Origin of the sequence: Blautia sp. MSJ-36, from assembly GCF_018917985.1 — a bacterium.
GTDB lineage: Bacteria > Bacillota > Clostridia > Lachnospirales > Lachnospiraceae > Blautia_A.
In genome coordinates, this window is sequence record NZ_JAHLPQ010000008.1 from 49,932 (window position 1) to 75,968 (window position 26,037).

Consider the following 26,037-nt stretch of genomic DNA (forward strand, 5'->3'; position numbering starts at 1 on the left):
TAAACAATCCTCTTATTGTTCGATTGCTCGCTCAGGTTGGCACCTTCCAGAATATTCCGGGGTTGCCGTGGCTTCTCAGATCCTTTGTATCTCCACCACTCTGAATAAAAGGCTATCTTTTATGAAATTACTGCAACACATACAATATACTTCTCCTTACCAAATGTCAAGAAATTTTTTATGTAAAACTCTCTTTTGATAAAAAAAAGACAATATTCCCATTCCCTGTTGTTTATCTCTCATCCGCCGTTACAGTAAAAATATTCGTAAAACGGTTCTCCATATCCAGCGAAAGACCAGACATCTCTGTCTGGCCTTTCTGATGATCATTCTTTACAATGATTCATTTTATTATTTTTTCTTTTTTCTTTTTACTGCAAAACCTGCTGCACCGCCAACTACGATCGCTGCTGCAAGGATGCCAACCCATACACCGATCGGTGTATTATCGCCGGTCTTTACAGAAGTACGTCCTGTTGTTCCGCCTCCATCATTATTGGTTGATGTAGAACCTCCAGGTACTGGTGTACTTGTTCTCTCAGAAGGTGTTACTGTTGGCTGTCCGCTCGGTACCGGTGTATTCGTTACCGTCGGCTCCGGTGTTGTATTCTTACTGTTAGTGATATCCATGGAGTTTTCATAACTCTCACTTTCGTTCAGAATGATATCACCTTCACCGTCGATCTCATATGCGAAAGAATCATGATCAACCGGATTTCCATCCTTATCAGTCTCCATAACTGTATAGGTAACTGACTCAGGTTCTGTATTCTCCGGGAAAGAAACCTCTATATCGACAGAACCGTTCTGATTCAGTTCTCTGATCGTACCCTCAACAAGATTCAGAGAGTCATCTGCTCCTGTCTCAAATACAGCTGCATAGAAAGTATCCGGTACCGTTGTCTTCTGTCCGTCAACAAGAACCTTCTTATTGATCGTAATATGTCCTTTCAACGCAAATCCAGTCGGAATGAAAGAATAATAGTTATTTACATATGATACCGATTCTGTAGAACCATTCTGGCTGATCTCTGCCTCATTGGTCGCATTTTCATTGGAATCAGTTACATCATAGTAATAGGACTTTCCTTCATCTATAATGATCGAATCATTAATAGTCATCGGATCGCCATTCTCGTCCAGCTCAAATACATAATATTTTCCATCTGGTACATTTGCCCAGGTAGCCGTTCCGCTGCTTGCTTTTACAAGGCGGATATCTTTCATGTAGTCACTTCTGAACGGGATTGTTCCCTTATCATCCAGGAAAAGACCAACTTTATAGGTTGCATCATCTGCTTCCATTTCGATAACATCGAAAGTATCCTGATTAATATAGTACAGTCGTTTTGTAACCTGGATCTTTGTTTCCTTATCACCATCACGGGTTACAGCCTTGGGATAAGCCTGCACATCATAAGTCCAGCCCGTACCCTCTTCCACAAAAGGAACGGTCAGGACCATCGGAGAAACCGATACGGTCGGGTCATCCGGGTTGCTCTGTACGATCAGATATACACCCTCAGCCATGTTGCTGTAGACGATCTTTCCGTTTGCGTCTGACTGCATCTCGCTTCCGCTAAGTCCGGCCTTCTTCACTGCCGCAGAAAGCGTATCCGCTGTTTTATACCACTCATCTGCTGTTTTCAGATTTTCAAAATCAATTCCCGTAAACTGCAGTGCGCTGTCAACCACAAAATGCACATTCCCGTCAAACGTCACACTACCCACTTTATAAAGGGTCAGGTTCACGTTGGGAATCGGTTTCACGGTTCCGTCCTCTCCGGTCTCCTGGATCGTCAGATTGATATTTCCGGTCTTCCCGGCTACATAATCATCTGCCAGAACTGCCTGCGCCATACTGCCGATCAGCATCACAGCCATTACCAGGATTGCCAGAAAGCTGCTTAAAAAATTTTTCCGCTTAGTTCTCTTTTCCACTTTTTTCCGCCTCCTCTTTTTCTCCTGATACCCGCTTCTTTCCACTGCGGCGGACGATCAGATAAACCAGCAGTATCAAGATAACAAGCACGATGCCTCCCGCAGCCAGAACCTTCTTCGGATCTGTTTTTGCAAGCTTCTGCGGAATTGTCTCATTACTTTCTTCTTCCTCCACATACTCTGTACGGCTTCCCCGCACAAGAAGTCTGTGTGTATTTACTCCGTAAGGAGTACAGGTTACAAGAGTCACCAGATCCTCGCCCTCCACGATATCCAGCTCGCTGGTCTCTTCCGGAAGAACCGTTTTGATCTGATCTACTTTATATGCCAGATTCTTTCCCAGAATGTGCAGGATAAAAATATCTCCGATCTCCATCTGGTCAAGATCTGTAAAAAGCTTTGCATTGGGAAGTCCTCGGTGTGCTGCCAGCACGGCATGTGTGCTCTCTCCTCCGATCGGAAGACTCGTACCTTCCACATGGCCCACACCTTTTTCCAGAACATTTTTACTTAGTCCATGATAGATTGCCAGCTTCGCCTGGATCTTCGGAATCTCAATACTTCCCATCAATCCATCGCCATTCGGATCCAGAACCTCATCATAAGGATGGGTCGGTTCATAATCCTCCTCATCGTCAAAAGCATCTACAATCGCATTTACGGTATGCTCCGCATTGTACTCTTCTGCTTCTTTCCAGAGCTTCTCATAATTATCATCAGAAAGTCCTGTGACTGCCTGATCATAATCGCTGATCAGCTGCGCGTTTCTGTACTGATTCCACATATCACTGATCGTAGGATAAAGAAAAATTCCTGCCCCTGCCAAAAAAGCTACTGCAATAAAAACATTCAGGACGACATTGCTCTTTTTCTTTTTTTTCTTTTTAGCCATAAATTATTTCCTGCGTCGTTTTTTGTTCTGAACAAAATTGACAACTGTTACAAGCACAGCCGCGATCGCAAGGCCGATCACAACACAAAGGATCAGCATCGGAAGTGTCGGATTGGAAACTCCGGTAGCTTTCTTCTCTGTCTTCTGCGCTTCTTTCGCAGCTTTTACAGTTGTTCTGTGTCCTCTTACAAGGATTCTGTGCGTGTTTACCGCATATGGGGTACACGTAACCAGTGTCACATAATCCTTACCTTCTGTGATTGCCAGCGAATCGGTCTCCTCCGGAAGAACCGTCTGAATCTGATCCACTTCATAAGCAAGCGTCTTATCCAGGATATGCAGATAAAAAACATCTCCCTTTTCCACAAGGTTCAGATCTGTAAAAAGCTTCGCGCTGGGAAGCCCTCTGTGCGCGGAAAGAATCGCGTGTGTACTTTCTCCGCCAACCGGAAGACTGCTGCCGAACAAATGTCCCGCACCCTTCTCCAATGTCTCATCTGTTGTGTAATGATAGATCGGGATCTTTACATCGATCACAGGAATCTCCACATATCCCATCATTCCATCACCATTCAGATTCAAAAGAGATTCATATGTACTGTCCGTCTCTCCATCCCTTACGGAAAAAGCATCCGGTACACTTTCCTGTTTGATCTGCTCGTTATATTTCTCTGCTGCCTTCCACATGCTGTCAATCTTCTCCGAATTATCCTCCGAAGAAACACTGCTGCTATAATCACTGATCAGAAGATTATCCCTGTGTTTATTCCAGGCATCGCTGACCATTGGATACAGCAGTATGGACAATCCTATCAGAAACAGCAACCCAAGTCCAATATAATTTTTCTTTTTATTCTTTCTCATAGGTTTCTCCATACTGTTGTATTACCAGTCCCGGCCTCCGAAGAGGCCGGGCGGTAACTGATTTACTTCATAATTACTTTGGTTCTGTTGTTTATAAATATTTCGAAAAAACTCGACCAATCGATCTGTAAAGGATTACTCCTCAGATCCTCTTCTGCGGCTCATGAAGAATGCGCCAGCAGCACCAGCCATAACTACAACACCGATGATAGTGAAGAGGTATGTTCCCATTCCACCTGTGGATGGAAGAGTGCCAAGCTTGGTATCTTTAACCGGAGTTTTAACAAGTGTCGGAACTGTGCCTGCACCATTCTCTACAACATTCGTTACGCTTGTAGAAGATGTTTCACTAGTAGCTAATACATAAGCTGGCTTTGAATCGGTAACTTTTTCCTTATAGAATTTACCATCTTTGATCCATCCAACCTGTTTTCCGTCAACACTCTCATTTGCCTCTGTTGTATAAGTTGTACGTGTTACTGTTCCATCAACAGTTGTTGTAGCAGTTGTCCACTGTGCATCAACTGGAATTATCTGTTCACTCAGAGTATAACCTGTAGGTGCTTTTAACTCTTTTACATAGTAAGTACCCTTTGCAACCGCTGTAGATACTGCAAAACCATTCTCATTAGTTGTGATCTCATCTACCAGGTTTTCGCACTTCTTGTCAGAATAAATACCAAATACTGCTCCGCTGAGAACTTTCTCTTCATCCTCTGCTGCAACTTTCTTTAATGCGATCTGATATGTGTAAACTGTCTTGTCGCTGCCATTGGATGTTACACCTTCTGCGTTATCTGGTTTGCTATCAGGCGTATCATGTGTGCTTCCACCAAATGGGTTGTTTGCATAGTAAAGTTTTGCATCATTTTTATTTCCTGCTGTTCCGACAACTGCAAGGTCATTTACCAGAGCGCTGTACTCTACGCTTACATTATAAAGAGCACCTGTCTCTTTATTTTGGATAAGGTTGTCATACATAAAGGAAAGGTTAAATCCGTTTCCATCTACTTTAGCTCTTGCAATAACAGTGTCACCAATTTTGAAAATAGCAATACCATTGTCTTTGTCATCAGTTCTTGTTACTGTAACATCATCTGCATCTGTTTTAACTTCAAGGCTTGCAAAATCAAAGGTAAGTCCAGAAGACATTGTATCTGCAACGAAGAATGTCTTGTTTGTTGCGTTAGATGGATAACTCGGAGCTGTTACAGCGATATTATAGTCAACAACATCACCTACAGAAACAGTAGCCTTTTCTCCATCTGTAGTTGTTCCACCTGTGATTGTCTTGTCGATATGTGGCTTTGTGCTTTTAGCTACTGCACTGGAAGCATAAACATCTGTTGCATCAACTGTTCCTGTTGTAATAATACTGTCTTTATCATAGGAAACACCAAGAAGAATCGGATTATAAACAGTGCTTGTTGCACCTGTGATAATTGCAATATATGCACCTGCACCTGTGACTTCTTTTTTATAAGTTCCATCGCTTATTGTTCCATCAGCAATTACTTCCATAGGTGTAATATCACCATCAAGAATTGCCTTAGCGATGGTATTGACACTTGCTTCTGTAGGATTCTCCAGATCTGCAAGATTAACACCTGTTACAGTTTCGTAACCTGTGAAACCTTTCTCACTATACTTACCTTTTGCAATTTTATACAGTGTTACCGTTGGGCTGTCGTCAGTTGCGATTCCGGTAATAGTAAGAGTCGCTTTATCATTCTCTGAAGGATGAGTTGTTGCCATCGTTCCTGATTCTGCAAATACAGATGCAGCCATCGCAAATACCATGATTGCTGCCATCAGTATTGCACTGACTTTCTTAAATAAATTCTTCATATCTTTGCTCCTTTCTTTATTCCTCTTTTTCTTTTTCAATCTCCTCGTGTTGCATTTACAATTAATGAGTTACGACCTCTTTGCTTCTTCCTCCCTTCGTTTATTATTTATAAACAACAGGAGTGCAGTTGCAAGAATCGCTACACCACTGATTGTAAATCCATAGATTCCCGGGCCACCGGCACTTGGTAAGGTGTAAACCTCTGAGTTTTCAATCAGATAATTTCCTTCTGCCTGATTTACCGGTTTCCCGTCATAAGTAACTGTAACTGTTCCATCCAGGGCTACTGCTATCTTCCATGTTTTTTCTGATAACAAATAACCTGTTGGAGCCTTGGTTTCAACTAATACATAAGTCCCTGGTGTCAAATTTGTAATTGTTTTCTTTCCAGAATTATCTGTCTTAATACCACTCTGAACCAGATCATCCTCTGTATAGTTTCCATTTTCTCCTGCCAGATAAAGTGAAAATTCCGCATCCTTTAATGTTGTAGACGCATCTCCTTTTTTGATTTTCACTATACTTACCTGAGTTTCTATTTTCGTATTTGTAATACTTTGTGATACGATATTATTTTCCGTTGATTCTGTTTTTTCACTATATGTTACTTTATAATTGGTTGCTTTGGTTTTTTCCAAATAAATAGTGTTTACTTTTGAGTAACCATCGTTCTCAATTTTTACATAACCAACATTATTAATCGTATATTCTGGAGTTTCATCTGTTCCCGCTTCTCTTAACTCATAAGCAGTATATTCTTTACTTACACCATTAAACGTGTATGTGAATCCATTACTTTCATTAAGTTCTGCATACAGATCCCTTCTAGCAGGAGTTCCATCCGTTTTATAAAGACCAACATAAACGCTATCATGGGTCGTTTCCTCTGAATCTCCTGACCAGTTTTTAATTACTGTAAATTTCGTTTTTAGATTATTAGTTACTGTAACCAATGCATCTTTTTCAAGCTCCAATTTACCATCGGAATCACTGTTACTAAGTTCTTCTGTCTTACATCCTGTAACCTTTTTAGTTGGAGTTGCATATTTTTCTGGATCCACCTGATACTCTTCTACCTTAAACTCCGTTCCTGATAGAATCTGATCAATAACAATGGTGTCATTCACTCCCACGTCAGATATAACTCCCTCTGATGTGGCAACTCCTGATGTCTCGCTTCCATTTGCTCGTTTTATAACATATGAGCCATCGTACGGAATCAGTTTTCCATCCTGTCCGGATAAATAAACCTTAAATCTAAAGGTATCTGTCGTAGTCTGACCTTCCGTCATCTTCTTTGTTATCTGAAGCTTTCTTAAGTTCTTTCCGGAACAATTATTGCTGAAGATAACCTTCACAGAATCACCTGCTGTCTTTGTTTCACTTCTTGCTATATAATTTTGTCCTTCCGGAACCTTACCAGACGTATTTGTAATTTCATTACCATCTTTATCGTAATATATTACCTTCCAGTCATTAACATCTACAACATCAAACTGATCCGATTCAATTCCAACTTCTTCTGCATAAAACAGAAGTCCTGAGGATATTCCCTCAAATACTGCTGATTCTCCAGCTTTCAGTGAAAATATATTGTGTTCTCCAACGACTCTTGTTTCACCTGTCAATACACCATTTTTCTTTACTTTAAAAGTAGTCCCTGTTGGAATTGCATTAAACTGTTTACCAGTTGTATCATCTTCATCCTGCAGATATGCTTTAAATTTAAAATCTGTACTGGTGTACTTTTCCTTATCTGAGTTACCAAGTGCCTTTGCAACCTCAATAGAATTCGTTGGCACCGGTGGAAGATTGAATTTTAAAGAACAGTTTGATTCACCTTCGCCTCGTTCCAGATAGAAGAATTTCAAGGTATGGCTGGAATAATCTGAGAATAACTTTCCAAATATATTCTGTAAAGAAGTATTCACAGTATCATTAACTTTAACTTCTCCAGTTCTAAAGTTAATAGTTCCGGATGCCATATCATGTACACCACCCAGATCCAATACCAGTTTATTGTCTACAAATACCCATACATCATCGTCACCGGAGAAACTGAAAATCATATCTTTTCCATTTATCTGCCCGTTTTTAGGCTGCATAAAATCAAAAGATACCTTCATACCAAATGCATACTTATTAGAAGCTGTATTATCAGTTAATGATGAAAACGGCATGAATGCTCCGGTTTTATGACTACCAGTACTTCCATGATAATCTTTCTTATCATAAACAATAAAGTTTTTTTCCGAGTTACTTGACGCGATATTATAATATGCATAATTTGTATCGCTATCATAACTATATAAGCCTGTAGCAGAATCATACTGAAACAGATGATTCAGCCCTTCTGCAACTGTTTTTGCAGACGTTCCACTCTTATTGGAAAAAAGGCCATCCAGTGATTTATACGTCTGACCATTGCTGTTTAAAACTGGGAAACCATTTACCAGCTCACTGCTTACAAGCCCCTGTGTAACGCTCGAACTTCCGGTCCAACCAGCATCCTGGCCAAACTTATATCCATTCTGAGTTTTGTATCCCCATTCCCAGTTCGGCCGATTGAAGTAATAAGTATAAGACATATTAGAATCATATGTCATCTTATTTTGATAATTATACAGATCAATATCAATCAGGCCACGTGTATTAGCCGTTTCTATTGATTTATAATCACCACTGCTGATTCCATACACAAATTTGATTGTCTGGCTTCCTACATCATTCCAGGACTCACCATCTTCGCTGTATTGTAACCCTTCTACTTCGCCTTTTCTAAGATACTTAATTTCTGTAGATTCAGCGCCTGTACCTACAACAGCATACTTATATGTATATGTAGCTGTTATCGTATTTCTATTCCATGTATATGCGTTTTTCGGAACTAGATTATTTGTTGTATTTTTCTGTACATCCAGAACCGTGCTTCCGATATCATTAAGGGCAACATTTGCGGAATTATTATTACTTGTTGTTCTTAACGCAGTTCCATCTTCAGCATATAATAGCGCTTTGTTTGTAAGTGTGTCATTAGCATATACAAAAATCACATACTGACCGCTTGCCAGGTTTTTATATTTTGTATCATTTTTATCTTTATACTTCATTACCTGTTGGTTATTTTCCAAACGGCCTGTCAGTACAGATATTTTTTCTTCACTGACCTTTTTGTATGTGCTACCACTCTTTGTTGCAATGTACGCACCTTGGAATCGATACGTGTTTCCGTTTTCAGTGACTCTGTATAATACCTTATTAATTCCTGTCGATGTTATCGTATCCAGATACAATACCGGGTTTGTATCTTCCGTTTCCAGCGTCAGATTTCCAGTTGATACAGTTGCTGTTAATCCAGTATAGCCATTGTTGCTAGATTTTACCATATATATATCTTTAGTAAAATCAAAAGATCCAAGCCCTGTTCTTTTCCATGTAATGGTAAATACTGAAAAGCTCTCCGTTTCAAACTCTGCTTTCTGAATCTCACCATCAGCATTTGCCTCTACATTGGCGGAACCATCTTCTGTCATATCAACTACGTTTATATTTCCATTTTCATCTTCCACTAGATGCATAACAGAAATGGAAAGAGATTTCTGTTCCGAATTCGTATTTTCCTGAGCTGCATTGCTTTCACTCTCAAGACTAAGAGTTTCGGCAGTTGCTTCTTTTACTTCCTCTGGAACTGACGAATCCTGATATGCCATGGAAACTTTAACTTTTCCATTATCCGGATGAATCTTATTTCCATCACTGTCCTGAAAATAAATATCATATGCCAGGAAACCTGCAACAGAATATTCTTCTCCTTCTGCTTTCTCTTCCAGCTGCTGAGCCACATTTGAATACTGCTCATTTTCCCTATTGATTGGTTCTACAATAAACTCTGCATTTTCAGGAATTACCTCTTTATCAGCCGTTGCAGTCACAATTACATTATCTAATTCCTTCGTATAAGTGACTGTATCTGTTCCATCCTTCGCAGGTTCCTGCTCACTGTCATCAACCACCTGCGCCATGTCACTTCTTATGTAGCCTTCCACATCTTCATAGGAAACCTTGTACCAGGTTGTTCCATCTTCTGCGGTAACCGTTTCCAGAACGGTAAGTCTTGTTCCTGTCGGTATGGTTTCTACTACTTCTGCTTCTGTGGATGGGCTTACCCGAAGGTTAACATCTTCTCCAATCACTTCCACGATCACCGGCTGTGCTGCCGGTTCCGGTGTGATTGTCGCATCTGTATTTCCGTCATCCGGATCTGTAAGATCATCTGCCGGAGCTTCTGTAACAGTGGGCTCAACTGCCGGTGTTTCTGTAATTGTAGGCTCAACCGGAGCTTCCGTAACAGTAGGATCTGCTGCCGGTGTCTCGGTCGGTGTCACTTCCGGATCGGAAGTTCCGTCACCATCTGTGAAATCTCCATCCGCTGCAGGCTCCTCAGTCTCAACAGAAATCTCATCCTCAGCATCCTGAACTTCCGGAGCATCCCACATCACTGCAAAAACTGCTGCATTGGAAGTCTGCACCTGAAGAGTCTGAAGCTGTTTGCTCTCATTCACATTCAGAACCTTTAATTCTTCATTCGGCTGTAAGGTAGTAACCTCTGTTTCACCTGTGTTGCTGTTATAATGAAGCTTCTCTGCCGTTACGCTCGTGCTGGCTGCATCGGTAAGTTCCGGTGCTGCCGGTGTCTTGTACTCGATCGTAACATTAACTCTGCCATTCGGCTCAACTCTGTTTCCGTCGGCATCTGCAAAATACACATCATACGCAACAAAACCCTTCAGGCTGCTGCCCTTATCTTCTGCTGCTTTCGCAAGTTTCTGAGATACCGTATCATAAGAAACGGAAGAATTCTCATTCACACTTTCAGCTCTTAATGTTGTATTCTGTGGAAGAGCTCCCTCTTCCTGCGCTTCTGCTGTTACTTTCACAGAATCGTTTTCATATGTAAGCGTAGATTGTTGCTGCGCCTGTTCTCCCTGGTCTGCGCTGCTTACATCCGGTGTCGCTTCTTCGGCCGCTGATCCGGAGACAGATTCACCATCTGTAAAATCCTCCGTTCCATCTCCAAATGTCTCACTCGCGGAGATCGTGTACGCACTTGGCACACAAGATACCATCAACGCCAAAGCCACCATAAATGCCAGGATTTTTCTGATCTTGTCTCTCCTCAATCTCTTCATAACCTTCCCGCTTTCCTATGTGTGGTGCATTAACGTGTCCTATAATTCTTATTACTGAACTTCTGTATATATTCCTTTCTTTAAAAAAAAGCTTCATGTTCTCTGATCGGTGAATAAATAAGTTATACCTTGTCCACATTCTATCTTTCTTCCATTAAAGAGTCAATACCAATGTCATTATTAACATCTCTTTTGACATTTTCAGAATATGTATAAGATTGTTTGTTGAACCTCCTTCTGTTTCTGTTTTCCTTTCATTTCAGTTAATATTCTTGTAATATCTGATTATTCGTATAATTTATTATACCTTACAGACACTTGTTTGATAAGGCCCATTTGTCTTCAAAAAAGTGCCCCAGGCCCCTATTTCAGCATATATTTCTTCAGTTCATCCCTCTTCTTAACATTCAGCTTACAAAAGATATCCGTAAGGTAATGTTTCACCGTATTCACCGATATCCCAATATGCTCCGCGATCTCCTTATTCGTCCAGCCACCACTGGCCAGCATCGCAATGGAAAACTCCATCGTAGACAACTCATTCGTCACCTTCCGCTCCGTTTCCGGGTTATGAATCGCCATCCACCCACGGCTGAAAGACAAACCCCCCTCCGTGATCCGCCTGTAGGCATCCGGATCACTCTTACGGATACAAGCCTCGATCAACCCCCGCAAAAGTCCATGATGCTCAATAAAAGGTTCCAGGAAATTATCCATCTTAGCCAGCTCCCAGGCCTGCTGCAATTCCACCTGCGCCTCCGCCTTATGCTTCCGGTTCATCATGCACATCGCCATCATACAACGCATATACGTCATACTGATAGGATAAACCTTAGAAGCCATAAGCAACGCCGCACGCCCCATCCCGTAAGCACTCCAGATCTCACCATTCAAATAAGCCTGATGCGCCATCACATAAATAGCAAACAGCCGAAGCCCCTCCGGCAGCAACCCGCTAAACTCCCACAAAGAAGGAATCCCCTCCGTAGGCAAATGAAGCAAAACCGCTCCAACATACCCCGCAAACACACAGGAAGCCATCACCTCTTTCGGCGCATCCTCCCTCAAAGCCCTGCGCAAACACTCCTGGATCCCCTCCAGCGCCCGCCTCGCAGCCCGCGCATTTCCAAGACTAAGATTCGCATACCCATAAAGCATACAAGCTGAAAGCCGAAGCTCCAGCCTCTCATCCGAAAGATAAGCCTCCACCATCTCACTACACTCCCGGGCACTCCCCGTAAAATAAAAAAGCTCCGCCCGCGCAATACACCTGAAATCAACATCCCCGATCCTCTCAACCGCCTCCAAAGCCTTACCAGGCTCAAAAGCAGAATTTAAAAGCGGTAATACTGTGTACTCACTCATACCTTATCATCTCCCGTGATCATGTCAGAAAAAAATTTCAGGCCCGGCTTCAGCGCACCCGGAATTCAAATAATCTTCATCTATATAGATAAATTATAATCCAAACTTCCCAGAAAATAAATTCAAATATTTTCCAAAAAATTGCCAAAAAAAAATGTTATTTTCCCAGCCAAATGGATAAACTGTGTGCCTCCGAAAACTTTTCGGAATTCCAGGCCGACAGTGCAGCGTTTCGGCTCACACCTTCAGGCTGACAGCGCAGCGTTTCGGCTCACACCTTCAGGCTGACAGCACAGCGTTTCGGCTCACACCTTCAGGCCGACAGTGCAGCGTTTCGGCTCACAGCCTTCCGTCAGACAAACACAAACTCAGCCTTTCCACCTCCAAGCATCCAGCGCAGCGCTGATGCTCACAACCTCCCGTCAGACAGGCACAAACTCAGCCATCCAGCGCAGCGCTGATGGCCCACCCCCTTCCGTCAGACCACCCTACAACACCCCCACACAACCACAACTACACACCCAGCTCCTTTTCTTTTCCGGCATGAACGCACAGGCGGGGGCGGCTGGATGTACGGGCAGGATGCGTCGGAGTAAGCCGCAAGTCATACTTAGCGCCTGGGCTGTCTGACGAGAAGGTGCTCTGCGGCCACCAGCCGCAGAGCAAGCCCCATCTGTCTGAGCCAGGTACGCATCAGCGTACATGGCGAGTTATGGGGCGCCCTTATCGGCAGGCAGACCAGACGCTTAGTATGACTCGGCGAAACGACCGCATCCCGCCCGTACATCCAGCCGCCCCCGCCGTCCGCGCCATCCGAAAAAAAAAGAGCCCCCAGGCCACAACCCAGGAACTCTCTATAAAGTCTCACCCAACCCGAAGCCGAAACTTCTGAATCTCCTTCTCACTGGAAACCCTCTCGATCTCCGCTCCAAGACTCCTCAGCTTCTCTTCAAAGTTCTCATATCCACGCTGAATATAAACAATATCATCAACAACCGTGATCCCCTCAGCAGCAAGCCCCGCGATCACAAGCGCAGCACCCGCACGAAGATCCGGCGCACTCACACGCGCACCCGTAAGCTTCTTCACACCATCAATAATAGCAGAGTTCCCCTCCACCTTGATGTTCGCTCCCATTCTGGAAAGCTCATCCGCATACTTAAAACGGTTCTCAAAAATACTCTCTGTAACAATACTCGTACCCTTAGCCAGCGCCAGCGTAACCGCGATCTGCGGCTGCATATCCGTGGGATAACCAGGATAAGGAAGCGTCTTCACATGCGTGCGGTGCAATGTATGCGGTGCACGGACACGAACCGCGTCATCAAACTCCTCAACCTCGCAGCCGATCTCCTCAAGCTTCGCAGTCGTAGCCTCCAGATGCTTCGGAATAACATTACGGACCGTAACATCACCACCCGTAGCAGCTGCCGCAAACATAAACGTACCAGCCTCGATCTGATCCGGAATGATCGAATACTCCGTACGATGAAGCTTCTCAACACCACGGATACGGATCACATCCGTACCGGCACCCTTGATATTCGCACCCATGCTGTTCAGGAAGTTCGCCACATCAACAACATGCGGCTCCCTTGCAGCATTCTCAATGATCGTACGACCAGCCGCCATAGAAGCAGCCATCATAATATTAATCGTAGCACCAACAGAAACCACATCCAGGAAAATGTGGCTGCCATGAAGATTCTCAGCCTTGGCAACAATAGCACCATGACGGATATCAACCTCCGCACCAAGAGCACGGAATCCCTTCAGATGCTGATCGATCGGTCTGCTGCCGATATTGCATCCGCCAGGAAGCGGAACTTCCGCATGCTTGTACTTGCCAAGCAAAGCACCAAGAAGATAATAAGAAGCACGGATCTTCTTGATATATTCATAATCAACACTGAGATTGCCGATGGTAGAACCGTTGATCTTTACAGTAGATTTATCGACACGCTCAACCTGAGCACCTATCTCTGAAATAGCCTCAAGCAGAACATTGATGTCCCTTACATCTGGCAGATTCTCGATTAATATTGTTTCATCAGTCATAATGGCTGCTGATAATATTGCAAGAGCAGCATTCTTCGCACCTGCAATATCCACTTCTCCAACCAGAGGATTGCCGCCTTTAATCACATACTGTTCCATAACACACCTCTATTATTTTACTCCTCTATGAGCAAGAAACTTTCTCTGAATTTACGACGGAAACATACGTTCCGCAACACCGTTTTTTAGGTCAGTTGTATATTATAACACATATTTCGGATTTGTAAACTATTTCTCTCCCCGTTTCAGTGCATCAAGCACGATCTGAAGGCTTCCCTCCAGATCTTTGTCTTCTTCGTCTACAATAATATCCGCATATTTCTCATACAGCACTGTCCGTTCCTCATAAAGACTCTCCAGTGTCTGCCCTTCTTTCAGAACAACTCCACGGTCTTTCAGATTGCCAAGACGCTTGGACAGCAGCTTCAGAGAAATCTTCAGATATACCACAACTCCTTCTGATTTCAGATGCTGCATTGCCTCATCACAATACACGACACTGCCACCTGTGGCAATGACCGTATTCTCAACCTGGATAGACGCATTCACACGATTCTCCACCGCCTTGAATCCGTCAATTCCATCCTGCTCAATGATCTCACTTAAAGTTCTCTTTTCTTCCTTCTGGATCAGCAGGTCTGAGTCAATAAACTGGTAACCAAGCACTTTCGCAAGTACAACACCGATGCTGCTTTTTCCCGCACCAGGCATCCCTATCAGTGTAATATTATTCATACTGTGTCCTTTCATTTTAACATAGCTGTAACAAAATCTCAACAATCGTTCCTGTGCCGTGTTATTCTCAGCGTTTCTTCTTACCGTTTTTCTTCTTCACGCTGTAGCCAAAAGTTCCCACCTTCCGGCCACCAGCCAGATATTCCCCATGGGAATAAACCAGAAGTCCCGCATCATTGAGATGGAACTTGTTGTTTTTGTCCATATATGCTTCATCCGCATGAACCGCAAGTACATCTGCAAGAAACATATCATGCGATCCCAGTTCCTTCACCTCTCGTACTCTGCACTCGATGGAAACCGGTGCTTCCCCGATCATCGGAGCAGAAACATACTGTGCTTTCTCTTTTGTAAGATTCAGTTTTTCGAATTTGTCAACATCCCGGCCGGACCGGACTCCGCAGAAATCCGTCGCAAAAGCCAGTTTTTCTGTTGTAAGGTTAATAACAAACTCTCCCGTTTTTTTCAGCATTCCATAAGAATAACGGGATGGTCGGACTGAAATATAAGCCATCGCCGGATTCGTACAGACCGTTCCTGTCCACGCAACGGTAATAATATTGTCGTTGCCCTCTCCGTCCGTGACACTGACCATCACTGCCGGCAGCGGATAGATCATATTTCCCGGTTTCCAAATCTGTTTTGCCATTGATCCGGCCTCCTTATGCGTAATCGCTGTTCATCAGCTGAGCAGCCTCCATCATCGCCGGAATCAGCTGTTTCTTTCTGGAAACCACACCTGGCAGACAGAACGCATCTCCGTCCGGCTTCTTCTCAAAAGCGATCTCAGCCATCTGCTGGCTGCCCTCACCATAAAACAGAAGCTCTGTAGATTCCTCCAGAATATTCGTCAGCATAAAGTAAACTCTCGTGATATCGTGACGTCCACACTCGCTGACCATAAACGGCATCAGCTTCTCCTTGATCTCTTTCAGCTCTTCGCTGTCCATGGAACTGATCTGGCCCACACCAAAGGAAACATTGCCCTCGCCAATAAACTTCTTGTAATCCTGGTAAAAAATCTCCTCCGGGGATTTATCTTTCAGATTACTTCCTGCTGAGAACATCTCTCTGGCAAAATCCTCTATCTTAATTCCCGCGATCAGGGCAAGGGCGCTGGCAGCGATCTTATCCGTCTGTGTACAGGTCGGTGAACGGAACATCAGCGTATCTGAAATAATGGCCGCACAGAGAAGTCCCGCAATTTTTTCCGGAATCTCCAGACGCTGCTCTCCGTAAATCTCATAAAGGATCGTACCCGTACATCCCACAGGCTCATTACGGAACGCTACCGGTGTCATGGTCTGCAATGTTCCAAGCTTATGATGGTCAATAATCTCAAGAATCTCCGCCTTCTCAATATTATCAACAGCCTGATCCACCTCATTGTGATCTACAAGAACAACTTTTTTCTTGTGCATGTCCAGGAAATTACGTCTGGAAATCGTTCCGATACACTTTCCATGAGGATTGATAACCGGGAACGCTCTGTGGCGGTTTTTGACCATAACATCCTGGATATCATCTGTAAAATCCTCGGTATTAAACGTAACCATGTTATCCCGTTTCATAACATAGCTGACCGGAATACTCTGATTGATCAGACGGGCGATGTTAAAAGTATCATAAGGTGACCGGATGATCACGATATTTTTTTCGTGGGCAAGCTTCACAACCTTCTCGGAAACCACAATGTTCAGCCCTACGATGATACAGCTTACATTCTGGCTGATGGCCTGAAGATGATCCTCCTCACGGTCTCCCATGATGATCATATCGTTCTCCTCAATATAGCTTTCCATCATCTTCGGGTTGGCCGTTCCAACAAGAACACGTCCCTTGACAAAATACCCGTGGCCATTTCCTTCCACCACTTCTCCTCCAACAGTCTCAGCAATCCTCTGATACTGTGTCCGCGCATTGGAAAGCAGATAACTGTCTGTGGTATCCATATAAGTCTTGGCAATATCTCCGATGGTCACAAGACCTTCCAGGCATCCCTCCTTATCACGGATCGGAAGGGATACGATTCCGTTCTCCTGCATCAGATCCCAGGTATTTTTCAGTGACATGTTTTTGTCTGCCTGGGGACTGAGACGGATATCCATATCCTTGACCTGTGTTCCGATATTTCCCAGATAAGCCGGCGGCTGTACACCAAAACGGTTCAGCACATATCTGGTCTCCTCATTGATCTGACCAGCTCTCTTCGGAATATATCTCTTACTCTGTGTAGTCCTGTTTTTAATATCCGCATAAGCGATCGCCGAACAGATGGAATCCGTATCCGGATTCTTATGTCCGATTACAAATATTCTCTCCTGTTTCTTCATTCACATCCATCCTTTTTCATCCAAAAATATAACAATTAATCAAGTTTGATGTTCGCAAAAAGTGAACCAAGAGATGTGGTTGCCTCTTCTTCTGACTCCGGCAGTTCAAAAGTCTCTTCCTCAACTTCCTTCGCCATCAGATCCGATGCCTCTTTGATACTCAGGCTCAGCTTGCCATCCTTGATCGCAATTACTTTCACCTTAACCTTGTCTCCCACACTTATCGCCTCTGATGGCTTCTTAATTCTTTTTTCGCAGATCTGGGAAATATGAACCAGACCGGAAATTCCGTTTCCAAGATCAACAAACGCACCATAAGGCTGCAGGCTCTCAACCGTTCCCTCTGTCACGAAACCAACCTCAATATTGGAAATCTTGTTTCTGCGCTCCTTCTCTGCTTTCTCACGGAGAAGTTCCTTTGCAGAAAGTACCAGTCTCTTTTTCTCTTTATCTACATCAATTACCTGAACCTGAAGCGGCTTGTTCAGGTACTCTTCTGTATCCTCTACATAATTCAGCGCAAGTTTGGATGCCGGGATAAAACCTCGAACACCTTCCACATAAGCAATGGCTCCGCCGTTTACGATTCCCTTTACAACAACATCCAGTGCTTCCCCGGATTCCTGAAGCTCCTTCAGTTTATCCCATGCAAGTACATCTGCTGCCTCTGCTCTGGAAAGAAGAATATTTCCCTGTCCGTCATCTTTCCTAAGAACGGTTGCCTGGATCTCTTCTCCCGGCTGAACTGCCTCTTTAATATTAAATCCCGGCTCTCTGGAAAATTCCTCTGCCGGAATAAATCCCTCAGCATAATATTTAAGATCAAGAACAACTCCTGTCTCATCCACACTGACCACTGTCCCGGCGATGATATCACCTTCCTCAATTTTCTTAAAAGAAGCCTCCAGCTCCTGCTCAAAATCTTTCATAGACTCCGCCATTTCCTGACCTCCGTTCACGCTTCATCTTTTCATCATTTACTTCCGGCCTTTTTCTTATTCTTTCTGCCGGATTTTCATTTTAATCTTAATTATTATAGCATGGGCAAACCACCGACGCTATTATTTTTTTGAATGCAAAACAGCCTCTTTATACAAAAAAAACTCCGCACATTGGCAGAGGCTACATTTTCTGATATTTTTCCCCATAAAACGAGGAGTGCCCCGGTAGTGGCTTACCGGGGCGATTATTATGAAAAAAATTGTATGTGTAATGATACAGATACACACCATTACAGCGTCTTTCGTAGTGTTCTTTCGAACTGTTATTATAGTATCAGATAAATATGAATAAATTATGAACAGCTCGTGAACTTTTAGCGTATTTGCACAATTTCTTTTCTGCTTTTCCTCTTTTTTTATAAAAACGCCACATTTGCTTTATTGACAAGCGTTCTAAATATTGTACATTTTGTACATTTCCAGTAAACTTAAGAATAATAATCCCAATAAAAGTGCCATTCTGAACACCTTCCTCCTACTGACGGGAAAGCATACCCTTAATAAACTCGACCGCTTTCTCAAAAATATTCTTTACATCAGACTTTGTAACACCCATATCTTTCAGGGTACTGTATGCATCGCTTACATAACCTTTAATCTGGTCATCACTGATGTCGATTCCTCTGAATTTGCTGATAATATTCACGAGAGAATTCTTATCATCCTCAGAAAGTGTCACACCATAATGATCTGCTGCCTCATCAATTCCCTGTGAAATCTCATCATCAGAAATCTGATTGGAATCAAAAAGCCCTTTTACATAAACAATAATATCTCCAACTTTATCCGGGTCAGACGCAAGAGATTCGATCTCATTATCCTTAAGAATCTCCTCTGCCTGGCTCATAACAGAGCTGGAATCAGATGCCATAACCATCATTGGTGAAGTACATGAGATAACTCCTGCAACAACCAGTGCTGTGATCCTGTTCATTTTTTTCATAATATTCATCCTCCAGAAGGGCCCTGCCCTCTATCCATAATCTGTAACTGTTTCCAGTTCCATAATTTTCAGTTCCTTATTGACGCCACTCAGTATAACACAACACCCCACCCTTCTGTAAACTGGAATTTTCCTGTTTTTCGCCCTGTCAGGTCTGACTTTATGTATAAGTTCAAAAATATATTCACAATATTTTCATATTTTCAACAAACTTTCCTAACATCTCCTTTATAGAATAAATATTGTAAATTTTTCATTACTTACTTATGTCTGACACCTCAGACATAACCTCCTTTCTATGACAAGTTATATAGATCCGGGTGGGATACCTCTCCAATTGTCCCGTCCGGAAACGCAAAAAGAACCTGGAACAGCTGCCCGGGTTCTTTTTGCGTAATGTTTTATTTATTATTTTTTTCTTCGTAGATACAGTTGGCAAGCATGGCAAACTGCTCCAGTGTCAGCGCTTCGCCTCGAATATTCAGCGGAAGCCCGCACTTCTCAAATATCTTCTCGATCTCTTCTTTTCCAAGGGAAAAATCTCCGGAGTTTTTGATTCCGTTTACAAGAGTCTTTCTTCTCTGGTTAAATGACGCACGGATGAGTCTGAACATGAGGCGTTCATCATGAACCTCAACCGGTGGTTTCTCATACCGTGTCAGCTTGATTACCGCACTTCCGACCTTCGGTCGTGGCATGAAACAGTTTGGTGGTACATTGGCAACAATCTCCGGCTTTGCATAATACTGAACAGCCAGGGAAAGCGCACCGTAATCCTTGGTTCCAGGTCCCACCTGCATACGGTCTGCAACTTCTTTCTGCACCATAACCGTAATGGAATCCACAGGAACATTCTTCTCAAAAAGTCCCATGATGATCGGTGTCGTAATATAATACGGCAGGTTAGCGACTACCTTTACAGGCTTTCCGCCATTCTTTTCATCGGCGATCTTTTTGATATCTGTTTTCAGGATATCGTTGTTGATCACCGTTACATTATCCCATTCTTTCAGAGTATCCTTAAGAATCGGAATCAGAGAACTGTCGATCTCCACAGCAGCCACTTCTCTGGCTGCCTCCGCAAGATACTGTGTCATGGTTCCGATTCCGGGACCGATCTCCAGTATAAAATCATCCTTCGTTATTCCGGAAGAATCAATGATCTTTTCCAGAACATGTTCATCGATCAGAAAATTCTGACCAAACCTTTTCTGGAAAACAAAATGATACTTTTGAAGGACTTCAATGGTATATTTCGGGTTACCAAGATAAGGTCTGGCCATATTTTTTACCTCTGCTTTTCTGTTTATTTTCAGCTGAAATCCTTTTCAAGAAGTACGGTGAATCCATCACGGTCCACACGCTTCTTGGAGCGTTTAAATAATCCGCCCTGCGCTTTTGCCATGGCATTATCCAGCATGGTCTTCACAGTTCCGATACACATCGGCTGATCTTCCTTCTGGTTTACTCCGATCAGATTATACAGGGCAAGCATACCCATCTGATCAATACGGAATCCATTCTCCATGGTATAAACCTTGGCAAAATTAACAAGTTCATCGTTTGTAAATACAGGAATATTAATCATGGACGTAAACTTTTTCGCAAGTTTTGGATATCTTGCAATGAGCTTACGCATGCCGATCTTTTCATCCTCGAGGATCACGATCATACCCTTTGTATTTCCATTCATTACTTCATCAAGCTCATCTGCTGTTTCCTGGGAAAGCTGGTTTGCGTTCTCAATAACAAGGAAACCGCCTGCAAGCTTAGATGCAATCTCTGCAATATTTTTTCCGTTAAGGTCTTCCGCAAATATGTAGGCAACCTTGGATGCCTCAATATTCAGCTCCTTGCAGATTGCCGGGATCAGACTTGAAATCAGTCTTGTTTTTCCAGTTTCTTTGCCACCCATAACGATTACATTTCCTGTCTGGGATGTATGATCCGCAGCGCCCGTCTGCACATCACAAAGCACATCCAGCAGCTGTTCTTTCATTCCCGGAACTGCTACAAAATAAGTGAAAAGCTGTTTCTCTTCATCTGTGAGCTGTCTTTTTCTGGAGATAATGGTATTCGGATCAATTTCCGGCTGAATATCCTCGATGAACCGCTCAAGCTGCTCTTCCTCCGTGAGTTCTTCTTCACTGTCGTCCTCTTCCATATCTTCTGTAAGGCTTGAGATAAAATCATCCTCTTCGTCATCTTCTGCCTCACTCTGAACGGAAACATCATCTGTACTGTATTCTTCTTCCTCATCGAGAGGTGTCTCTTCTTCTACAACAGTAGCAACATCATCCAGTTTCTCCGCTGTCTTTTCAGCAGTGTCATCTTCCGAAGCAGCCTCATCCAGGGATAATTCCTCCGGCATATCTGTGAGTGCTTCTTCATTCAGTTCTTCAATATCTTCAAAAGCGTCCTCTTCCACTGGCTTGGAAACACCGGCCGGGCCATTGAGAAATTCTGCTTCTGCAGCCTGCATATCTTCTTCTGTAACCGGCTCTTCATCTTCGTCCAGAATCAGATCCGGAACTCTTGTGCGCTCACGCTCAGACTGCTTCGCATCTTCTGCCTGCTGTGCGGAAATCTGCGCCATAATATCTTCAATATCTGCAGCATCCGGCTCTTCCGGAACAAATTCATCCGCTACGATATCCAGATCGTCTTCGTCATCTGTCTCCTCAGTTACATCTGACATCTGTACATCCGGTGATTTTTCTTCTTCCGGAATATCAATTCCCTGCTCTGTTGCGGCAGCAAGAATTGTATCCTCCAGATTGAACTCCTGCTCTTCTTCTGTTTCTGCCTTTGTTTCTTTATCCTTGGCCACCTCAGCCGCAATTTCATCAATACTTCCGAAAATTTCGGATGCGTCCGGAATTTTGGCTGCAGCGCTTGCATTTTCCGGGTCTACATTGATCATTGATTTCGGAATCTTAAGCTGTGGCATACGGATTGTCGCTGAGAAATCAGGTTTTCCTTCCTCGTTAAGCGGAACGCCGGATGGCTCTTCTGATTCCTTTTCCTGAGACGCCTTCATGATCTCTGCAACACTCTGGGATAATTCCTGTTCTGTAGTCTGTACAGGCTCTGCTGCTTCTTTCTGGATCTCTGCTTTTAATTCTGCAGTTCCTCCGGACAGATTTTCGATACCGGATGACAGCAGTTCTTCTCCATCTTCAGATTCCGGAATTTCTTCCTCTGTGTCCTCAGAATCCGTTTCCTCAGATTCTGCTGATTCTTCTGTGGCAGCAGTTTCTTCTTCCGGTGTTTCTTCACCTTCCTGAACATCCTCTGCCTCTTCCTCAGTGGAATCTTCTGATTCATCCTGTACGTCTTCTTCCATATCCTCTGGTTCTTCCGCCGCCTTCTTATGGCCGCCGAAGATATCCCGGATACCTTTGGAAATCTTCTCCTGGAAAGTCTCAGCACTGTTCAGATCTCGTTCATCATCTACCTGAATCGTATCTGTAACCGGTCTGGATTCCTCATACTCGGACTCCCCTGCCGTTTCTGTTTCCTTACTTTCCCTGATCTCCTTCGCCTTTTCCGGCGGAATCAGTTTTGGAATAAAACGCTGTTCGTATTTCTCTTTTTCTTCTCCTGTGAGAACTCCCATACGCTGTTTCAGGTCAAGGGCCTTCATCACATAATTTCCATCATTAAACCAGAGAATCATCTCATTGCAGAGATCCAGGCACTTCTGCTTGTCTCCTGCCTTGTAATAGAGTTTGGCCAGTTCATAGGACCAGCGCTCTGTAAACTCTTTCTCCTTATATTCCTCAAGAATACGGATCTGTTCATTCAGAGATGCATTCTTCGCTCTGGCAATCTTGTATCGCAGTATATACTGACTGTTATCGTTACCTGCCACTTCTCTGTACTCATCAAAGAACTCTGTGGCTTCACTGATCTGTCCCATTTTCAGGGAAACTTCAATCAAGCGGTAAAGTATGTTCTTGCCAATCGGCGCTCTGTGATAGGCAAGAAGAAAAATTTCCTTGCTCTCCTCATAGCGCTTGTTAGCTGCGTAGATCTCGCCCACAACGCAAAGGGTACGGACGTTTTTCACACGACGCCAGTCGATACTGTCAACGATCTGCATGGCGCCTTTGTAATCCCGGGCTTCAACCAGTTTGTTGATCTCTCCCAGCTTGACGCGAAACTCCTCTTTATCCAAAATATTCACCAACTTTCCATAATTAGAATCAGTTTACCATATGCATACGGGCTTGTCAAAACCCTTTAGGCATATAAACATGCCCCTTTACCACCTGAAAAACCTTGTTAATCTCAAACTGATGACTCACAAAATCATCCAGTCCCGTACAGGTAATCAGTGTCTGAATATCGTGTATACTTTCCAGAAGATATGTCTGCCGGTTGCTGTCCAGCTCCGAAAGAACATCATCCAGAAGCAGAACCGGTGTATCTTTGATTTTCTTTTTTACCAGATAAATCTCAGAAAGTTTCAGTGAAAGAGCTGCTGTTCTCTGCTGCCCCTGGGAACCATATTTCCGGATATCGATCCCGTTTACCTTCACGCAGAAATCATCTCTATGCGGTCCCACAGAAGTCAGTTTCATCCGGAGATCCCGATCCCGGTTCTGTGCCAGTTTCTGCTCAAACTCCGATTCTGTCACACTTGGTTCATACAGAATCTCCAGTTCTTCCAGTCCGCCGGTCAGTCCTCTGTGAAGGCCTTTTGCAATCTCATTCAGCTCTTCTACAAATTCTTCTCTTTTTCCGATGATTTTTTTTCCATAATCAACCATCTGCATATCCCAGATATCCAGCGTACTTTTCAGGCCCGGATTCATATAACAGTCTTTGAGAAGACGGTTTCTCTGATTCACAATGTGATTGTAGCTGGCCAGCTCTGTGATATAAACACTGTCCAGCTGACAAAGCTCTGAATCCAGAAAACGTCTTCTCTCGCCTGGTCCGTTCTTGATAATATTAAGATCCTCCGGAGAAAAAAACACCAGATTTACCACTCCGAGCAGCTCTCTCGCCTTGCGAATCGGCAGCCCGTTAATGGCAACTCCTTTTGCTTTGTTCTTCCGGAGGTGCATATCTATCTTGTATGAAAGTCCACCCTTTTTTACCATCATTCGGATATGGGATTCCTCATTCTCAAAACGGATCATTTCCCGGTCCTTGCTTCCCTTGTGGGATTTGCTGGTTCCGGCCAGATAAACTGCTTCCAGAATATTGGTTTTTCCCTGGGCGTTGTCGCCGTAGAGAATATTGGTTCCCTGATCAAAATTCATCTCCAGCGACTCATAATTCCTGAAATTATTCAATCTGATGGATTCAATGTACATTCTTTCACCCAATTACATAAATATCTTTTCCATCGTAGGAAATGGTATCTCCCGGATGGATTTTTCGTCCACGGCGGTTCTCTACCTCACCGTTTACCAGGACGAGTCCGTCGTTAATCGCATATTTTGCCTCAACGCCGTCCTCCACAACGCCAGCCAGTTTCAGAGCCTGGCCAAGTTTGATAAATTCGTCTTTAATTCTGATTTCCAATTTTTTACCCTCTTAAATTTTTCTTTCCCGGATTCGGTTACCCCTTTCCAATATATTGTCCAGTGGCGGTAGTTAAATACCCCCGTTTCCGATATTTTCCTAAAAGGTGGTATTTTAAATTACCACCTTTTGGCAGTTTTCAGAGCTTATCCTATGTCCATTATATTGCACAAGCTGTTATCTGGCCTGATTCTGGTTGATATTTACCGGAAGAATCAGGTACGTATAATTTTCTTCATCATCCCGGATAAAGCAAGGAGCTTTCGGGTTTACGAGATAAATTGTAACGGTTTCATCATCAATAACACGAAGTGCATCGATCAGGAATTTCGGGTTAAAGCCAATCATAATGTCTTTACCCTCTTTCTCAATATCAATCTCTTCATTCATGGAACCCATTGTGGAATCAATACGCAGCTCCATATCATTATCTGTAATGTTAATAATAATCGGTTTTTTATCAACTTCACGAACCAGGAGTGTTGCACGGTCGATACAATCCAGGAATTCTTTTTTGTTGATTTTGAGTTTTGTCTCATAATCACTGGAAAGCATCTGGTCAATTCTGAAATATTCACCTTCAATCAGTCGAGAAACCACCATAGTCTGATCAAATTCAAATAAAATATGGTTTTTTGTGAAGTAAATGCTTACCTGATCATCCACTTCACCGGAAAGAATCTTGCTTACCTCACTTAAAGTTTTTCCCGGAACTACCACCTTACGGTCAGAATATTCTCTCTTAAGGGGCATTTTTCGGATAGCAATTCGGTGTCCATCCAGAGAAACTACCTTCAGACAGTTATCTTTAATTTCAAAAAGTTCACCGGTCATTAGTTTGTTGTTTTCATTAACAGCAATAGAAAAAATGGTCTGCCGGATCATTTCTTTCAGTGTGTACTGAGAAATTGTCAGCGGTTCATCCTTTTCGATCATTGGTAAGTAGGCAAAATCTTCTCCTGATTTACCAGGAATATTGAATTTTGCTTTTTCACATGTGATGGTTGCTGAATATTTATCATCTGTTCTGATAGTAATATCATTATCCGGAAGTCGTCTGATGATTTCATAAAAGATTTTTGCATCGAGAGCAACTTTTCCTTTTTCTTCAATCGTACCATCTACGATTGTTTCAATTCCCAGTTCCATGTCATTGGTGGTAAATTTAATCTGGTTTGTTGTTGCATCCATAAGAATACATTCCAGTATTGGCATGGTAGTTTTTGATGGAACTGCTTTGAGTGCGATACTTACACTTTTTAACAGACTTGATTTGGAGCAGATAATTTTCATAATGTGTATAACTCCCTTTCTGGATAAATTGTGGTT

Annotated in this window: 17 protein-coding genes and 1 riboswitch; all 17 genes read right to left on the reverse strand. The window is 43.1% G+C overall.

Annotation, left to right across the window (positions count from 1 at the left end; genetic code table 11):
- Positions 1-9: 9 nt before the first annotated feature.
- A riboswitch (SAM riboswitch) is annotated at positions 10-111 on the reverse strand.
- Between the two features lie 240 nt (positions 112-351).
- On the reverse strand, positions 352-1,941 hold the full coding sequence (locus tag KQI39_RS07925) for a pilin N-terminal domain-containing protein (RefSeq protein WP_216417672.1): 1,590 nt from the start codon (positions 1,939-1,941) through the stop codon (positions 352-354).
- Entirely contained in the window at positions 1,925-2,833 is a 909-nt protein-coding gene (locus tag KQI39_RS07930; protein ID WP_173723269.1) for a class C sortase, read from the reverse strand. Before KQI39_RS07930 ends, KQI39_RS07925 begins: the two co-directional genes overlap by 17 nt.
- A gap of 3 nt (positions 2,834-2,836) precedes the next feature.
- Positions 2,837-3,697, reverse strand: coding sequence for a class C sortase (locus KQI39_RS07935; RefSeq protein ID WP_253293114.1), 861 nt, complete (start codon positions 3,695-3,697; stop codon positions 2,837-2,839).
- Positions 3,698-3,832: 135 nt separating this feature from the next.
- Entirely contained in the window at positions 3,833-5,545 is a 1,713-nt protein-coding gene (locus KQI39_RS07940) for a SpaA isopeptide-forming pilin-related protein (protein WP_216417676.1), read from the reverse strand.
- 69 nt (positions 5,546-5,614) lie between these two features.
- Positions 5,615-10,735 (reverse strand): SpaA isopeptide-forming pilin-related protein, encoded by a 5,121-nt coding sequence (locus KQI39_RS07945; RefSeq protein ID WP_216417678.1) that lies wholly within the window; start codon positions 10,733-10,735, stop codon positions 5,615-5,617.
- A gap of 363 nt (positions 10,736-11,098) precedes the next feature.
- Positions 11,099-12,100 (reverse strand): helix-turn-helix domain-containing protein, encoded by a 1,002-nt coding sequence (locus KQI39_RS07950; protein WP_216417680.1) that lies wholly within the window; start codon positions 12,098-12,100, stop codon positions 11,099-11,101.
- A gap of 864 nt (positions 12,101-12,964) precedes the next feature.
- Positions 12,965-14,257, reverse strand: a complete 1,293-nt coding sequence (locus KQI39_RS07955; protein WP_216417683.1) for a UDP-N-acetylglucosamine 1-carboxyvinyltransferase — start codon at positions 14,255-14,257, stop codon at positions 12,965-12,967.
- 129 nt (positions 14,258-14,386) lie between these two features.
- Complete coding sequence (locus KQI39_RS07960; RefSeq protein ID WP_021975985.1) at positions 14,387-14,893, reverse strand: shikimate kinase; 507 nt, start codon at positions 14,891-14,893, stop codon at positions 14,387-14,389.
- Between the two features lie 67 nt (positions 14,894-14,960).
- Entirely contained in the window at positions 14,961-15,542 is a 582-nt protein-coding gene (locus tag KQI39_RS07965; protein WP_021975984.1) for a flavin reductase family protein, read from the reverse strand.
- Positions 15,543-15,555: 13 nt separating this feature from the next.
- The gene (locus KQI39_RS07970) at positions 15,556-17,226 is read right to left on the reverse strand and encodes a putative manganese-dependent inorganic diphosphatase (protein WP_021975983.1); all 1,671 of its coding nucleotides are present in this window, start codon (positions 17,224-17,226) and stop codon (positions 15,556-15,558) included.
- Between the two features lie 35 nt (positions 17,227-17,261).
- Positions 17,262-18,167, reverse strand: coding sequence for a 30S ribosomal protein S1 (locus KQI39_RS07975; RefSeq protein ID WP_216417692.1), 906 nt, complete (start codon positions 18,165-18,167; stop codon positions 17,262-17,264).
- Positions 18,168-18,702: 535 nt separating this feature from the next.
- Positions 18,703-19,170: a DUF1002 domain-containing protein gene (locus tag KQI39_RS07980; protein ID WP_216417694.1), complete on the reverse strand. Its 468-nt coding sequence runs from the start codon at positions 19,168-19,170 to the stop codon at positions 18,703-18,705.
- 401 nt (positions 19,171-19,571) lie between these two features.
- Positions 19,572-20,453: a 16S rRNA (adenine(1518)-N(6)/adenine(1519)-N(6))-dimethyltransferase RsmA gene (gene rsmA, locus KQI39_RS07985; RefSeq protein ID WP_148445722.1), complete on the reverse strand. Its 882-nt coding sequence runs from the start codon at positions 20,451-20,453 to the stop codon at positions 19,572-19,574.
- Between the two features lie 29 nt (positions 20,454-20,482).
- Complete coding sequence (locus tag KQI39_RS07990) at positions 20,483-23,350, reverse strand: tetratricopeptide repeat protein (RefSeq protein WP_253293115.1); 2,868 nt, start codon at positions 23,348-23,350, stop codon at positions 20,483-20,485.
- Positions 23,351-23,405: 55 nt separating this feature from the next.
- Complete coding sequence (gene recF / locus KQI39_RS07995) at positions 23,406-24,497, reverse strand: DNA replication/repair protein RecF (RefSeq protein WP_216417760.1); 1,092 nt, start codon at positions 24,495-24,497, stop codon at positions 23,406-23,408.
- Between the two features lie 4 nt (positions 24,498-24,501).
- The gene (locus KQI39_RS08000) at positions 24,502-24,708 is read right to left on the reverse strand and encodes an RNA-binding S4 domain-containing protein (RefSeq protein ID WP_021650164.1); all 207 of its coding nucleotides are present in this window, start codon (positions 24,706-24,708) and stop codon (positions 24,502-24,504) included.
- Between the two features lie 177 nt (positions 24,709-24,885).
- Positions 24,886-26,001, reverse strand: a complete 1,116-nt coding sequence (gene dnaN / locus KQI39_RS08005; protein WP_148445716.1) for a DNA polymerase III subunit beta — start codon at positions 25,999-26,001, stop codon at positions 24,886-24,888.
- Between the last annotated feature and the right edge of the window lie 36 nt (positions 26,002-26,037).

Excerpts from the sequence above, each read along its gene's own strand:
- KQI39_RS07945 (WP_216417678.1), bottom strand. The coding sequence starts at position 10,735 with ATGAAGAGATTGAGGAGAGACAAGATCAGAAAAATCCTGGCATTTATG.
- KQI39_RS07965 (WP_021975984.1), bottom strand. The coding sequence starts at position 15,542 with ATGGCAAAACAGATTTGGAAACCGGGAAATATGATCTATCCGCTGCCG.
- KQI39_RS07970 (WP_021975983.1), bottom strand. The coding sequence starts at position 17,226 with ATGAAGAAACAGGAGAGAATATTTGTAATCGGACATAAGAATCCGGAT.
- KQI39_RS07930 (WP_173723269.1), bottom strand. The coding sequence starts at position 2,833 with ATGGCTAAAAAGAAAAAAAAGAAAAAGAGCAATGTCGTCCTGAATGTT.
- rsmA (WP_148445722.1), bottom strand. The coding sequence starts at position 20,453 with ATGGCCAGACCTTATCTTGGTAACCCGAAATATACCATTGAAGTCCTT.
- KQI39_RS07975 (WP_216417692.1), bottom strand. The coding sequence starts at position 18,167 with ATGGCGGAGTCTATGAAAGATTTTGAGCAGGAGCTGGAGGCTTCTTTT.
- dnaN (WP_148445716.1), bottom strand. The coding sequence starts at position 26,001 with ATGAAAATTATCTGCTCCAAATCAAGTCTGTTAAAAAGTGTAAGTATC.
- KQI39_RS07935 (WP_253293114.1), bottom strand. The coding sequence starts at position 3,697 with ATGAGAAAGAATAAAAAGAAAAATTATATTGGACTTGGGTTGCTGTTT.
- KQI39_RS07960 (WP_021975985.1), bottom strand. The coding sequence starts at position 14,893 with ATGAATAATATTACACTGATAGGGATGCCTGGTGCGGGAAAAAGCAGC.
- KQI39_RS07950 (WP_216417680.1), bottom strand. The coding sequence starts at position 12,100 with ATGAGTGAGTACACAGTATTACCGCTTTTAAATTCTGCTTTTGAGCCT.
- KQI39_RS07980 (WP_216417694.1), bottom strand. The coding sequence starts at position 19,170 with ATGAAAAAAATGAACAGGATCACAGCACTGGTTGTTGCAGGAGTTATC.
- KQI39_RS07955 (WP_216417683.1), bottom strand. The coding sequence starts at position 14,257 with ATGGAACAGTATGTGATTAAAGGCGGCAATCCTCTGGTTGGAGAAGTG.
- recF (WP_216417760.1), bottom strand. The coding sequence starts at position 24,497 with ATGTACATTGAATCCATCAGATTGAATAATTTCAGGAATTATGAGTCG.
- KQI39_RS07940 (WP_216417676.1), bottom strand. The coding sequence starts at position 5,545 with ATGAAGAATTTATTTAAGAAAGTCAGTGCAATACTGATGGCAGCAATC.